Below are 14,327 nucleotides of genomic sequence, written 5' to 3'. Positions count from 1 at the left end.
CCGCCGCGTTACGCGGTGCCACAGCGGTAAGGGCCCAGCGGATCGGCGCCCAGGGTACCGACCAGGGACTCCAGATAAGCCGGCCCGGACAGTTCCTGAAGTTTGCGTTGCGCCCGCTGCAGACGCTCGGCCAGTTTCAGTTCGCCCACCACGGCCTGATGGCTGTTGTCGCGCAAAAAGGCTTCCAGATAGCCGACATGGCGTTGCCACAGCGCCAGCTCCCGTTGCTGTTTGATTTCCAGCCGTTCGCGGTACCAATCTGAAGCCAACAAATAATCGCGGGTGAACATGGCCCGGATTTGCGGATGATGCGCGTCCTTGCCCTGGTAATGGCCGATCGCCATGATGTGCAGCAGCGCATACAAAGGCGGGCAGGCGTCTTCGATGCTGCCGTCGTCCAGATATTGCTGCGCCACGCGCTGCTGAGTCTCGACGATGTTGTTGACGCCATCGACGAATACTTCCAGATCTTGCCGCTCCGGCTGCAGGATCTCGTCGGTAAACACCGCATACGGATTGTCGAAGATCTTACCCATCAGGCTATGCACGAAATGGCTGGTGATGCGGTAGCCGAGCCGGCTGGCCATGACCAGTTGGCCTTTGTGCTCGAAATCGGTCAACGGCTCCAGGTAACCGTGTTGCAACAGGTAATCGGCTTCCCGTTCCTGGCGCGACAAGCGGGCCCAGATTTCCGGAATCAGCAAACTGATGTCGTGGTCGACCCGGGTGTCGGGGCCGATATGGCCGGCCGAGCTGGAAAACCCCGGATAGCCGGTTAGGACGTAGGACACCAGCGTGTTGTTCAGATCGGTGATGCCGCGCAAGGCGTTGAACGGGCCTTTGGTCAGCGCACCCTCGCTGCCGGCGCCGGTGGTCGACGGCGACTTGCCGGTCAGCGAGCTGATGAAGTCCATGAACAGCTCCGGCAATTCCTGGTAATGAATCGGGTTGTACACCGCCAGCGGCCGGATTCCGGGCTCGGGCGGATTGTTGCGCCGGCCGGTCAGCACCGCATCCACCGGATGGCACAAGGGCTGGTTCAGCGGAATCTTTCGGTGCAGGCGGGCCCCGACTTCGGCGACATATTTGCGCAGCGGCTTGACCACATCGACTCGGGTTTCCAGATAGCGCGGGTTTTTCGACGGTTTGCCGTTGACCAGGCGCGGATGGGCGGAAGACACGACAAAGCCCTTGCCGTCGCGATAGGCCTCGCTCAACAGGTTTTGCATCGGCGGGGTAAATTTGGAGAACGTCATCACGTCTTCCACCACGGCCGCCAGTTTTGCCGGGTCCAACGGCTCGAAATTGGCCATGAAATTGCCGGGGCCGGACATGTTGGCTTCGGTCTGCTTGTCGTAGCCGGGGATGATCGCATCGTCCGGACGTTGAAACAGCCGGTATTCGCAGTTGGTGACCAGTTTCAAGCTCATCTGGTAACCGGTATCCGGCAACCACGGCAGCACTGCTGCGGTCGGTACCACCACAGAGGCGCTGATGTCGTCTTCCATCTGCACTTTCTCGCAGGCGATGTAGTCCTGGCGTACCTTAAACGTGCGCCAGCCACCTTCGGCGTCGAAACCGACCCGCAAATAGGTGGCGACGATCTTGCGCTGATTCAGTTTCAGCTCGTGGCCCGGCGCGCCGTCGATTACATCCACCGACAAATGGTCGCGCCAGTGTTCGCCCCACTCTTCGCGGTAAAAACGTTTGATCAGGAACACCAAAGCCAGAATGCTGGGCGGGATCGACTTCAGCCAGTTGTTGAACTCCGGCGTATGGTAACTGGACGGCGTCAATAATTTGATCACCGAACCCAAGCTACGCTCCGGACTCAGAATCTTGCGGGCCGGATCGCGGTCTTCGTGCTCGTAGCCCGGCAGGAAGCGGCCGGTGTAATCCTTGTCGAAAATCGCCTGCACCCGGTCCAAATCGTGCTGCAAATCGTCGACGAACAGCGGCCCGTAAATCACCGCATCCTCGATGGATTTGGAAATTTCCGACTTGCCGCCGCCGGACACGGTACACGGCTTGTGGCAGAAAGTGCCTTCGGCGACGGTACCGATCAAACGCCAGGACGGCGCACCGGGGTGCTTGCACATTTCGATCTTGTAACCGTTGGGCTGCACGTAAATTTTGCCCGGTTGCAGCCGGATGCTATGGCTTTGGCCGTTTCTGATCCAGGTGATTTTCTGGTTGTTCAGGCTCATCCGCAGGTCTTGCGGTACGTAAATAATGTCCGGGTATTGCTTGTCGATGGCGTAGCCTTCCGGCTGCATGTCCATGATCGCGCCGTAGCGGTAAACCATGTCGTCGAAATCGTAGCCCGGCTCGCGGGTCAGGCTGCCGATGCCGAATTCGTCGCCGTGGTTGAAGCGGCGGAAGGCCAGCGCGCCGCCGGCATGCTCTTCCTCGGCCAGGCCGAACAGGTTGGCGGCATAGCTGATCTGGGTTTTCACTTCCTTTTTGCAATAGCCGTAGTAATTGTCGGCCAACAGCGTGACGATGACGCCGGAGCGGTCGCGGGCAGTCAATTTAAAGGCCTGGCCGTCGTTATAGAGCTCGGCCGGATCCTGCCAGCACATGCCTTCGGCGCGCTGGCGCTCGCTGGCATCGTCCCAATGCGGCAAGCCCAACTGTTGCTTGGTCAGTTTGACCAGATGCGGCGCCAAAATCACGCAGCCGCTGTGGCCGGACCAATGCTCGACGTCCAGCGCCGCATCGCATTCCGGCAAGGCCGGGTTGCCGCCGTTGCCGAAAATGCTCTCGACGAAATCGAGGTTGCTGACCAGGTTTCCGGGGGCAAAAAAGCGGATTTCCATCGACTTTTCGGCAGCGACGCCAGGGATTTCCGGACAAACCACAGGACGCAACAGCAACGAGGCGAACATGCGCGCCGGCTGGGGTTGATTGGCGGTAAACGGCAGGGTCAGCAAGTCTGGCGGCGGGTTCAGGGCTTCGGCCAACATCAAGGCGAAAGTCAGCTTCGGCACCTGTTTTTTGTCGCCGGGCACCGGCAAACCGCCTTCGGCAATGTGAAACGAGCCTTGGGTAGTCCGGCGGTCGCTGGCCGGATTATGCAAAACCCCCTGTTTGACGCGGAAACTGGACACGATTTCGGAACGGAATTCATCTTCGCCCATCGGCAGCGACAATTCGCGCGCTACGCCGTGGCGATCCAGTTCGAAGGTCATGGTCGGCAGCGACGGCACCTTATCCAAACCAACATCGCCGCAGTAACGATCAAGAAAATCCTGGATCCGGCGATCGGCGGGATACAACGAGGAACTAGCCAATTGCCGGCTTTTCTCCAGATAGCTGTTCAATAAGTCCTGAGCCGTGTCCATAAATTGCGCCGAGGCCTGGTCGACGCAAGTCGGCTGGCCGCACGATGCCAGTTTCAAATTGATGTATAAATGCAATTGCTGCTTGATCGCCTGTTCATCTTGACCCGCCGGCCCCAGACCTAATGCTCTGAGTTTATCCATAGCCTCCCCCTTGGAATTTTTTTAATTAATGGTAACAGCATGATATAGCAAACCCGGCCCCGGCTAAAATTGGCATTCGCTCGCGAATAAATGCCAAACCAAAGCCCATTCCGCCTCGAGCATTGAACGCGGATGACTCCGTTGGAACGCCGGTGGCTCAAAACCGACTGAGACCCTGCGTCTTCAGCGCCTTGCGCAGGGTGGCCCGGGAACATGCAGGCCGATGCGCCGCCGAAAAGCTCTACCGGGTTCATCCAGCGTGAACAGGGACTACTCCGGCGCCAGTTCTCGTACGCTAATCTTGGAAACGGAGTGATAGCGCAGCGATAATATTCTTAAGCCTCCGAAGCCGTGCCGCCAAGCGGGTTTTCCTAATGAGGTGGAGAAAACCTGCAAGGCACCGCGAAGCGGCGACGAGTCATGCGAGCGCGGTTGCTTCGGAACAGACTGGAAGCGTAGCTATTTTCCGATACAAAAACTGGAAAAAATCTCGCCCAGTAGGTCGTCGGAGGTGAATTCTCCGGTGATTGCCGCCAGGCTGGTTTGGGCCTGGCGCAGTTCTTCGGCGACCAGTTCGTGAGCCTGGTGCTGCAATTGTTCGGCGGCGTTCTGTATGGCCTGCGCGGCCTGTTGCATGGCTTGGATATGGCGGGCTCTGGCAACGTAAACGTTATCCGCGCCTTCGCTGAAGCCCATGCTCAGCTTCAGATGGCGTTTCAATAAATCCAATCCCTCGCCTTGTTTCACCGACAGATGAATCTCGGTTCCCTGCGAGCCATGTTCGATCCGGGCCTGTCCGCCGACCAAGTCGATTTTGTTGAACACTTTGGTGACGGCGATACCGGCCGGCAAATCGGCATCGATGCCAGTACGGTCGGTGTCGCTGCTGTCGATCAACAACAACACCCGATCCGCCCTGGCGATTTCCTGGCGGGCGCGGCGAATGCCTTCCTGCTCCACCGGATTGTCGCTGTCGCGCAGACCGGCGGTGTCGATCACGTGCAGCGGCATGCCGTCCAATTGAATCCGCTCGCGCAACACGTCGCGGGTAGTACCGGCGATATCGGTGACGATAGCCGCATCGTGGCCGGCCAAGGCATTCAACAAACTTGACTTGCCGGCGTTGGGTTTGCCGGCCAAGACCACGGTCATGCCGTCGTGTAACAGCCGGCCCTGTTCGGCGTTACGGCGGATTTCGCCGATCTGTGTTTGCAGGCGCTCGATCCGGCCGGCGACGACGCCGTCGCCGAGAAAGTCGATCTCTTCGTCGACGAAATCGATCGCGGCTTCGATGAACACGCGCAGTTCGATCAATTCGTCGATCAACTGGTTAATTTTTTCGGAAAACACGCCTTGCAGCGATTGCTGAGCCGAACGCACGGCTTGTTCGGTGCTGCTGGTGATCAAATCGGCTATCGCTTCGGCCTGGGCCAGATCGATTTTGTCGTTCAGAAAGGCGCGGCGGCTGAACTCTCCCGGCTCGGCCAAACGTGCACCCAGCGCCAATACCCGCCGCAACAGCATATCCAACACGACACTGCCGCCATGACCTTGCAGCTCCACGACATCTTCGCCGGTAAAAGACGCAGGGGCACGGAAATATAGCAGCAGACCGCTGTCGATGGCGCGGCCGTCGGCTTCCAGGAAGGATACGAATTGGGCGAAGCGAGGTTTGGGAAGTGGTTTGCCGGTCAGTTGGCCGGCGATGCCGGGCGCGGCCGGCCCGGAGATGCGGATCACGCCGACGCCGCCGTTACCCGGCGGCGTGGCGATGGCGGCTATGGTGTCGCCGTCCCGCATCGATTAGTGGTGATGAGCGTGGGCGTCTTCTTCCAGAACGTGCTTGGTGATGTACCACTGCTGGATGATCGACAAGCTGTTATTGCAAATCCAGTACAGTACCAAACCGGACGGGAAGAACAGGAAGAACACGGTGAACACGATCGGGAACATTTTCATGACCTGGGCTTGCAACGGATCGATCGGTGCCGGGTTCAGGCTTTGCTGAATCTTCATGGTAATGCCGTACAGAATCGGCAGCAGGTAGAACGGGTCTTGCGCCGACAAATCTTGAATCCACAAAGCAAAGTCAGCTTGGCGCACTTCGACGGTTTCGATCAATACCCAATACAGCGAAATGAACACCGGAATCTGCACCAGGATCGGCAAACAGCCACCGAGCGGATTGACCTTTTCCTTTTTGTACATCGCCATCATTTCAGTATTGAACTTCTGGCGGTCGTCGGCGTAACGCTCCTGCAAATCTTTCAGGCGCGGCTGAATCTTGCGCATTTTTGCCATCGACTGGAAGCTGGCTTTGGACAATTTGAAGAACAAGGCCTTGATGACGAAGGTCACACCCAAAATCGCCACACCCCAGTTGCCGACGAAACCGTAGATCTGGTTAAGCAGCCAGTAAATGCCTTTGGCAATCGGCGTCAGCCAACTGTAATCGACGGTCAGTTCCAGGCCGGGCGCCAAAGCTTCCATGACCGGCTGGATTTTCGGGCCGGCAAACAATTGGCTGGTGAACGCTGCTTCGCCGTTGGCAGGCACGATCAAATCCGGCGACAGGGAACCGACTTGGTAGCGGGTGTCCTTCAAGTCGTTGGTGTAAAACTGGGCATCCTGGTCGGCAGGCGGAATCCAGGCCGCGGCAAAGTAATGTTGGATCATGCCGCTCCAACCGCCTTGGCTATGCACATTTTCCTTGGCCTTGACATCATATTTGTCGTCGGCCATGTCTTCGAATTTGATTTTTTGGAACTTGTCTTTCTCGGTGTAAACCACGCCGCCGGAGAAGGTTCTGATGAAGCTGTTATTGCTTTTGTCGCTGTACAGCTTTCTCAGCAATTGGTTGTATTGTTTACCCGACCAATCCTGAGCCGTGCGGTTGCTGACCTTTTGTTCCAGGCCGATCGCATAATTACCGCGTTTGAAGGTATAGGTTTTGGTGACGGTCAAACCCTGGTCGTTGGTCCAGGTCAACGGAATCCGCAATTCGTCCTGGCCTTCAGCCAATTGGTATTCGTTCTTTTCGGCGCTAAACGCACTGCGATGGTCCGGAGCCGCGGCGGAATTGGCATTGGCGATCAAGCCGCTTTGCGCCAGATAAAGGCTTTCCGGATTGCTGTCGAACAGGCGGATCGGGTTGAGATTTTTTTCCGGCGGCGTCATGCCGATCAGAGCATAGGCCTTGTCGACAACGGTGTTGACTTTTTCGTGGGGGTACTTGAGCAGATCGAGATTGCGTAATGTGCCGCCTTGGGTATCAATCTCCAGTTCGAAAACATCGGTTTTGACTTTGATGACTTTATCCGCAGAGGCTTGGACAACGGCTGGATTTGCGGGGTTTTGCCCGGCTTCGGCGGCCTGTCCGGCTGCGGCGACCGTTGCGTCTCCAGCGATCACAGGCTTGTCGGAAATGATCGCTTGCGGCTTCGGGCCATAATCGATCTGCCAAGACTCCCACAACATGTAGGAGATCATCAACATCGCCATGACCAAGACAAATCTTATGTTATCCATTGTTATTTACTCAATTTTTCCGGAACAGGATCAATGCCGCCCTCGTGAAAAGGGTGGCATTTCAATAATCGGCGAAGCGTGAGGTAAGAGCCTTTGAAAGCACCATGCAGCTGGATTGCTTCTAAGCCATAACTTGAACAGCTGGGATAAAAACGGCATCTCGGCCCCAGCAAAGGACTTATGAAGTATTTGTATACCTTGATCAGGGTTATGAGCAGGAATCGCATCGCTCTACCAGTTTTAGCCAATGCCTTTCCAATGACTTCCTCAATATCGGCGAGGCTGCGTTAGCTGCGTCGCCCCGCGCCAAAACTACAATATCTATGCCGACGATGTGTTGCCGCTGTAATCTGAAACTTTCCCTAGCAGCCCTTTTTATGCGATTCCGTGCGACTGCTTTTTTTATGGTTTTTTTGGCGATAGCCAGGCCCAAACGCGAATGGGCCAGGCAATTGCTCACTGCCAGTACCGTAAAATACCTGTCGGTCGATTTTACCGGATTGGCGAATACTCTTTTATATTCAGCGGGCGTCCCTAGCCGATACTGATCGGGAAAGCCAAAACCTTCCGCCGACAATTAAACCGTCAACGAAGCGCGGCCTTTGGCTCTGCGCGCGTTAATCACTTTACGGCCGCCGACGGTAGCCATCCGGGCACGAAAACCGTGAGTTCTGACGCGTTTGATTTTGCTGGGTTGGTATGTTCTTTTCATGAGGTACTGCCCTGATTGATAACGGATAAAAAGGCTGCGAATCATACGTGAACGGGCGAGCAACTGTCAATTCGACTTGCCCGATTCCAAATTGGTGCGAAATCGGCTAATCTCTGGCCCACTTCCGCAGCGCCGGACATATAGGAGAAATGACATGCAAAAACTATTGCTACCATCAGTACTGGCAACCGGATTATTGGTTTCCGGCTGCGCGACCACCACCGGCTGGACGCCGACCGTGGATACCTACAACGACAGAAACGCCTACCGCTTGAACCAAGACATGCAGGAATGCCAACAGTTGGCCTCGCAATCGGCCAGCACAGTCAAAGACACCGCAATCGGCGCCGGCGTCGGCGGCTTGATCGGTGCAGCCGGCGGCGCGGCGATCGGCGCCGTAACCGGCAGCCCCGGCAAAGGCGCCGCGATTGGCGCCGCCGCCGGCGGCATCGGCGGTGCGGCGCAACAAGGCATCCACTCCAACGACAGTTACAAGAATGCTTACCGCAATTGCTTGCGGCAACGCGGCCATAACGTGATCAACTGACGACGAGGCTGGCAACTGATATTGGAGGGCTTGATACCGCTCGTCGTGATTGCCGTTGGGATCGTGCTGGCATTCGACTATACCAACGGTTTTCACGACGCCTCAAATATCGTTGCCGGAGTCGTGGCCTCTCGGGCGATGACTCCGCTCCAAGCCGTGTTGGTCGTGGCCTGCTTCGAGTTTCTCGGGCCGCTGCTGGGCGGCTCGGCCGTCGCCAACACGCTGGGCAACCTGATCGATTTATCCCACATCCCCAAACGCCAAGCCTTGACTATCGTCATCTCCGGCTTGTTCGCCGCCGTCGCCTGGAACTTGTTCACCTGGTGGAAAGGTTTACCGTCTTCGTCCTCGCACGCTCTGATAGGCGGACTGATAGGCGCCGTACTGATTTCGGTCGGCGTCGATCCTATTGATTGGGGATTCTCGGAACTTAGCCGCGGACAATTCAACGGCTTCAGCAAAGTCCTGCTCGCCTTGTGCCTGTCGCCACTATTGGGCTTTTTGGCCGGCTTCGTATTACAGCGGCTGACCCTGTTTTTACTGCGCGCAGCCCATCCGCGCATCAACAAACGCTTGCAACAAAGCCAATGGCTGACCGCCGCGGCACTGGCCTTCGCTCACGGCAGCAACGACGCCCAAAAAAGCATGGGCATTTTGACGCTGGTTCTGCTTCTCGGCGGCGCCATCGATAGCTTTCGGGTGCCGATGTGGGTGATCTTGCTCTGTGCCGGCGCAATGACGGCCGGTACGCTGACAGGCGGCTGGCGCATCGTCCGCACCTTGGGCTTTTCGATCTACAAGATTCGGCCGATTCACGCCCTGAACTCGCAGCTGAGCGCCTGCTGCGCCATATTCGCCGGTTCGTTGTGCGGTGCGCCGGTCTCATCCACCCATGTGGTCGCGGCGTCGATCATGGGTATAGGCGCCTCGGAACGGCCGCGTACCGTGCATTGGGGCAAAGCCTGGGAGATACTGGAAACCTGGCTGATTACGATTCCGGGTTCGGCACTGATCGCAAGTTTGAGTTATGAATTGATCAGCCAATTACCCGCGATGGGACGATAAACCACCATGTCAAACCAGAAAAGCTCTGCCATTTCGCGCATTCTGCACAGGATCTTTCCGAAAACGGCCGATTTTTACTTGCTGTTGCACGAACAATGCCGCCAGGTATGCGTCACCGTCGACAACCTGGCGCGGTTCATGGCCACCGAATGCGTAGCCGCCGGCGAAATGCTGAAAGAAGACGAACACGAAGCCGACCGTCTGCGCATGCGCAATCTGCACGCACTGAACAGCTCGTTCGCGACACCGATGGACCGCGAAGACATTTACCGGGCGATCGCCGCGCTGGACAGTATCGTCACCTATTGCAAGAGCACTTACAACGAAATGGAAGCGCTGCATCTGGCGCCGGACCGGCATTCGCTGGCGATGGTAGAGGAATTGCAGATCGGCATCCATGCCCTGGAGAAAGGCTTTGCGGTGCTGGGAAAACAACCGCGCGGCGCCGAACCGCACGCCTTTGCCGCCCGCCATTCGGAGCGACGCATCGAAAAAATGTACCGTAAGGCCATCGCCGACTTATTCCAGGGCAACGATTACCTCAATATGTTCAAACAACGCGAGCTCTACCGGCATCTTTCCAATGCCGCCGACAAGGTCCACGACACGGCCAACGTGCTGGAAGACATCATCGTCAAACTCGGCTGACACCTGCTCCGCAAAGACGTTCCGGTAGGGCTGCAACCGGCGGAATTCCGGTGTTTCAGGGCTCCGCCGCGCCCCCAAAAGCCGAATCATCCATGCTACAATCAGCCGCGATTCAAATACCGTTTCTCAAAGAGGTTCAATTCGTGGCAAACATCTCCAGCCGAAAATCCGCAATGACTCTTTTCAGCTCGGCCAATTGCATAATGAGCCACTGCGCCAGGCTGGTGGTGCATGAAAAAGGGGTACCGGCCGACATCGAATTTTTCGACCCGAACGATCCGCCCGAAGACTTGCTGGAATTGAACCCGAACGGCACCGCGCCAACCTTCGTCGAACGCGACCTGGTTCTTTACGACGCCCGCATCATCATGGAATACCTCGACGAACGCTTTCCCCACCCCGCCCTGCACCAAATGGATCCGGTCTCCCGCGCTAACGCCAGAATGTTGATCAAACGCATCGACCAAGAATGGTACCCGTTGTTGGAAGAAGTCCAGATTCAAGGCGACAAGAAAGCGGCAAAAGCCAAGAAAATGTTGCGGGAAAGCCTGATCGCGGCGGCACCGGTATTCGAAGCAACCCCTTATTTCATGAGCGAAGAATATTCCCTGATCGATTGCGCGATGGCCCCGTTTCTATGGCGCCTGCCGAGTATCGGTATCGACATCGCCGGGCTGGGCAAAGGCATCACCGCCTACGCTAACCGTTTATTCGGCCGCAAAGCGTTTCAGGAAAGCTTGAGCCGCGAAGAAAAAGACATGATGCAATTTGCAAGCAAATGACCCCATTAAAACCTTATCTGATTCGCTCCATTTACGAATGGATCGTCGACAACAGCCTTACTCCGCACTTGTTGGTCAATGCCGAATATCCCGGCGTGGTGCTGCCGACCGATTTCGTCGAAGACGGCCGCATCGTCCTGAACATCCGACCGGAAGCGATTCAGGGTCTGAATTTGGGTAACGACGAAATACAATTCAACGCCCGCTTTGCCGGCAAAGCCATGCGTATCGTCGCTCCCTGTAAGGCCGTACTGGCGATTTACGCCAAGGAAAACGGCAAAGGCATGATCTTCGATCCGGACGAGACCGACGACGAAACCCCGCCGGCGCCTCCCGAACCCAAACCACCGCAAAAGCCGCAGTTGCGAGTCGTTAAATAAAAGCAAGCGCCGGCAGCCTTTGACCTACGCTGTTGCTTTACAACATCCCCGTTAGCGGCACCATTTGACACGGTCCCCTCCAGAGCGACGCCTCGTTCAACAGCCCCGCATTACGCAAATGATCCGACTTAAAAATGGCGGCGAACCCTAGGGTATGCGGGCAAATTTTAACAATCCGTCGGCCCTTAAAAGTTGCTCTGTTTGTAATTGGCGAGCGAGGTATGGATTCCGATAAGCCCTGGTCCAGACAAGGTATGCCCTTGGTCCGGATTGTGGCAGGCGGAGCACATCGCAATGCCATCCCGCTTGAACCCCGACCAAGCAACTGTATGGTCTGGGTATTGAACGAACTGTCGTCCTTCAACGGCGGCAGTTCCTTGTGGCAGCCGTTACAATCCGTTTGCGGCTGGCCAGCGCCTATGCTGTGCGGATTTGCCGCTTCGGCCTGCGCGAGGGAATTTTGCATCAGCCACAACACGACCGCCAGCCAGCGCGCTAACTTGTTAAGCCGCTTATCCATCTCAAAAGACCACGACCATTTACGCCATTCCGATTTTTTTGTCGAACTAATGCTCTTGGGTTTCGGTTGCCAACGAATCGGTATATTCGAACTTGACTCGCAAATGATCGTTAAATTTGTAATTTAGGCCCAGGCTGAACAGCGAAACCGGGTTGATGCTGACGATGGAACCGTCATAACCGTCGACGGTATAATGGGTCTTGGGCTGCCACCGGCCGTAACGCGCGAATGCTTGAACCGGCCGCCGGACCAACGCCTCTAAATCTGCAATAAGCGTCGAATGATAGGTGAGCTGATGTGGTTTACCGAAATCGAGGGTATTCCCCGCGGCATCGTACAACGCGGGCCTTAATAAATGAGCTTGCATCAATAAAACTTCGTTCCGCACCCGCAACATGCCGTAACCCATACTAAAGTCGACCCCGTCGAAGGTGTTGCGTAAATGGTCCTGGCCATCCAATTTGGTCAAATGCGAGATTCCGAACTCGATCCCTTCCGGATTGCATCCGTGAATCCTGAACGCATTTTGCCCCAAGATCATGCCCAACCGACCACCAACCGAAGTGCCGGCGCTTTAGTAAACGCCGTTGGCCCGGAACGCCGAGTAGTTGAACATACCCCAACTGCCGTACGAACGGATGCCGTCGCCATCGAAGCCGCCTTTCTGAATCCGGGTCGTAGTAATCGGTGCGGTAACGGTTAGCGCTCCCCTTATAACTTTTATCCATGGTCGCGGCATGGTATAGCAAACCCGGCTCCGGCTAAAATTCGCTTGCGCTTGACCGATTTCAGCCGCGCCGTTCACCTGTTGCCGACCATATTCCAGCATCGAACCTGCGCGATATGCCGAACCCATTGAGCCATTTAACTTAGATTAATTATTTTTTCCCGGCGAAATCCCGCTGCGTTATCCCGCGCTGGCTTTAAAATCCGGGACTGCCGATTCGGCAACAGGACTGGCAAATAAATTGCTTGCAACGGGCTCCATCTTCTGTAACCGGAGCCCGTCTTGTCCGCTGCCGCCATTCCCGCCGATCAGGTTGCCGCACTGTTTCGCGACCACAAGGAAGCGATCGTGCATTTTCTGTTACAGCGCGTCAAATGCCCCGACACGGCACAGGACTTGAGTCAGGAAACCTATTTACGCCTGTTGCGTAAGGATGGACTGGCCCATACCGAGAATCTCAGCGGTTACCTGTTTCGCACCGCGGAGCGGCTGGCGATCGATTTCGTCCGCCATCGCCAGCGCCATAACGCGCAACTGGAAGCCTTGCCGGACGACGCTCCCTGCCCGTTGCCGCAACCGGAATATGCAGCGATCGTCAACCAACGCTATCGACGTGTGCTGGAAGCGATCGCCGCGTTGCCGACTCAATGCCGGCACATCTTATTGCTGCGCAAAATCGACGAACTCGGTTACCGGGAAATAGCCGATCAACTAGGCATTTCCGAAAAGACCGTGCAACGCCAATTGGTTAAAGCGATGCTGCATTGCCACGAATTTTGCCGCGACTTGTTGCCATAACGGCAAGCGGCATCGGGGAATGCCTTGACTATCCGACTCGAACATCGGGTACACTCGTCCCGCTCGTCGCCCACCCGTCCGAAACCTGCCGATGACCGCAACCACGCCCTCACAACGCCACCTGAAACAAGCCACCACCTGGTTCGTCATCTTACAGTCCGAGCAGGTCGCTCCCGAACAACGCGAAAATTTCGAACGATGGCTGGCGGCAAGCCCGGTGCATCGCCAAGCCTTCAGCGAGGTCGAGCGGGTTTGGGGCAATCTGGATGAGCTGAAATCGGGCGAGTTGCCGGAACTGGAACATGCTCGCGCCGCCCGACCACAGCGCTGGCGCCATGGCGGACCACTGTTGACCGGAGTATTGCTCGCGACAATAGTGGGCGTGGGATGGCATGAAATCTCGGCTCCGACAACAATCCACCAAACCGGAATCGGCGAGCGTCGCGAAATCGCCCTGGCGGACGGCTCCCGCCTACAATTGAACACTGCCACCCGCTTGCACGCCCGCATCTCGTGGCTGCGCCGCGAAATCGATCTGGAACAGGGCGAAGCGGTATTCGACGTGGCTCACGAGCGCTGGCGCCCGTTTCGGGTCCATGCCGGCAAATTGCACATCAGCGACATCGGCACGCTGTTTAACGTGCGCCACCAGGACGCTGGCGGAACCTCGGTTTCGGTATTGGAAGGCGAAGTGGAACTGCGCCTCGGCCGCAGTTGGTTGGGAGAAGTGTTGAGCGCCGGCTTCGGCCGCCGCCTTGATGCGGAAGGACGCTGGCGCGCGCCGGAAAAAATCGATGCCGAGCCGGTGTTGGCCTGGACCCGCGGCCAGTTACTGTTCAATCACACGCCGCTGACTGAAGTGATCAAAGAATTGGAGCGTTACCATAATCTCCATTTCGTACTCGCCGATGCGTCGCTCGGCCAACAAACCCTGAGCGGCCGTTTCGATGCCGGCGATCTGCAACCGTTTTTACAAGCGCTGCAAAGCATGTTGCCGGTACGCGTGCAGCGCGGCAAAGACACCATCGTGCTGCATAAACGCTAACCGCATCCACCGCATCGCGCATTTCCCGCCCCGCCGAAAATTTTTTCGCTGCCGCTGTCCAGTTTCGCCGCCCTGCTTCGTTATGAACAG

14 protein-coding genes are annotated in these 14,327 nt (G+C 56.8%); 7 read left to right on the top strand and 7 right to left on the bottom strand.

What is annotated here, in order from left to right; translation table 11 throughout:
* Positions 1-8: 8 nt before the first annotated feature.
* The 6 genes from NP603_RS07360 to rpmH all read right to left on the bottom strand — a co-directional run bounded on the left by NP603_RS07360 (position 9) and on the right by rpmH (position 7,725).
* Positions 9-3,485, bottom strand: a complete 3,477-nt coding sequence (locus tag NP603_RS07360) for a PPi-type phosphoenolpyruvate carboxykinase family protein (protein ID WP_256610270.1) — start codon at positions 3,483-3,485, stop codon at positions 9-11.
* Positions 3,486-3,944: 459 nt separating this feature from the next.
* Entirely contained in the window at positions 3,945-5,285 is a 1,341-nt protein-coding gene (gene mnmE / locus NP603_RS07355) for a tRNA uridine-5-carboxymethylaminomethyl(34) synthesis GTPase MnmE (RefSeq protein WP_256610269.1), read from the bottom strand.
* Positions 5,286-5,288: 3 nt separating this feature from the next.
* Positions 5,289-7,013 (bottom strand): membrane protein insertase YidC, encoded by a 1,725-nt coding sequence (yidC, locus tag NP603_RS07350; protein WP_256610268.1) that lies wholly within the window; start codon positions 7,011-7,013, stop codon positions 5,289-5,291.
* A gap of 2 nt (positions 7,014-7,015) precedes the next feature.
* Positions 7,016-7,240 carry a membrane protein insertion efficiency factor YidD gene (gene yidD / locus NP603_RS07345; protein ID WP_082410012.1) on the bottom strand — a complete coding sequence of 75 codons (225 nt, stop codon included), beginning with the start codon at positions 7,238-7,240 and terminating at the stop codon, positions 7,016-7,018.
* Positions 7,222-7,590, bottom strand: a complete 369-nt coding sequence (gene rnpA, locus NP603_RS07340; protein WP_256610267.1) for a ribonuclease P protein component — start codon at positions 7,588-7,590, stop codon at positions 7,222-7,224. Before rnpA ends, yidD begins: the two co-directional genes overlap by 19 nt.
* Positions 7,591-7,725 (bottom strand): 50S ribosomal protein L34, encoded by a 135-nt coding sequence (gene rpmH / locus NP603_RS07335; RefSeq protein ID WP_054763660.1) that lies wholly within the window; start codon positions 7,723-7,725, stop codon positions 7,591-7,593. It lies immediately after the preceding gene.
* Between the two features lie 154 nt (positions 7,726-7,879).
* Between rpmH and NP603_RS07330 the strand changes: the two genes are divergently transcribed.
* The 5 genes from NP603_RS07330 to NP603_RS07310 all read left to right on the top strand — a co-directional run bounded on the left by NP603_RS07330 (position 7,880) and on the right by NP603_RS07310 (position 11,147).
* Positions 7,880-8,272: a YMGG-like glycine zipper-containing protein gene (locus tag NP603_RS07330; RefSeq protein WP_256610266.1), complete on the top strand. Its 393-nt coding sequence runs from the start codon at positions 7,880-7,882 to the stop codon at positions 8,270-8,272.
* A 30-nt stretch (positions 8,273-8,302) separates the two neighbouring features.
* Complete coding sequence (locus tag NP603_RS07325) at positions 8,303-9,337, top strand: inorganic phosphate transporter (RefSeq protein ID WP_256610265.1); 1,035 nt, start codon at positions 8,303-8,305, stop codon at positions 9,335-9,337.
* A 6-nt stretch (positions 9,338-9,343) separates the two neighbouring features.
* Positions 9,344-9,985 carry a DUF47 domain-containing protein gene (locus tag NP603_RS07320; RefSeq protein WP_256610264.1) on the top strand — a complete coding sequence of 214 codons (642 nt, stop codon included), beginning with the start codon at positions 9,344-9,346 and terminating at the stop codon, positions 9,983-9,985.
* A 173-nt stretch (positions 9,986-10,158) separates the two neighbouring features.
* The gene (locus NP603_RS07315) at positions 10,159-10,767 is read left to right on the top strand and encodes a glutathione S-transferase N-terminal domain-containing protein (protein ID WP_256610263.1); all 609 of its coding nucleotides are present in this window, start codon (positions 10,159-10,161) and stop codon (positions 10,765-10,767) included.
* The gene (locus tag NP603_RS07310; RefSeq protein ID WP_256610262.1) at positions 10,764-11,147 is read left to right on the top strand and encodes a ClpXP protease specificity-enhancing factor; all 384 of its coding nucleotides are present in this window, start codon (positions 10,764-10,766) and stop codon (positions 11,145-11,147) included. The genes NP603_RS07315 and NP603_RS07310 overlap by 4 nt, the downstream gene beginning before the upstream one ends.
* 566 nt (positions 11,148-11,713) lie before the next feature.
* On the opposite strand, the gene NP603_RS07305 is transcribed toward NP603_RS07310, so the two are convergent.
* Positions 11,714-12,136 carry a hypothetical protein gene (locus NP603_RS07305; protein WP_256610261.1) on the bottom strand — a complete coding sequence of 141 codons (423 nt, stop codon included), beginning with the start codon at positions 12,134-12,136 and terminating at the stop codon, positions 11,714-11,716.
* A gap of 540 nt (positions 12,137-12,676) precedes the next feature.
* Here NP603_RS07305 and NP603_RS07300 point away from each other — a divergent pair.
* Positions 12,677-13,192 carry an RNA polymerase sigma factor gene (locus NP603_RS07300; protein WP_256610260.1) on the top strand — a complete coding sequence of 172 codons (516 nt, stop codon included), beginning with the start codon at positions 12,677-12,679 and terminating at the stop codon, positions 13,190-13,192.
* 91 nt (positions 13,193-13,283) lie between these two features.
* Entirely contained in the window at positions 13,284-14,237 is a 954-nt protein-coding gene (locus tag NP603_RS07295) for a FecR family protein (protein WP_256610259.1), read from the top strand.
* Positions 14,238-14,327 lie beyond the last annotated feature (90 nt).

The organism is Methylomonas aurea (genome assembly GCF_024505045.1).
GTDB classification, from domain to species: Bacteria; Pseudomonadota; Gammaproteobacteria; order Methylococcales; family Methylomonadaceae; genus Methylomonas; species Methylomonas aurea.
Note: the sequence above shows the minus strand (reverse complement) of the source record. Positions and strands in the feature narration are given on the sequence as shown.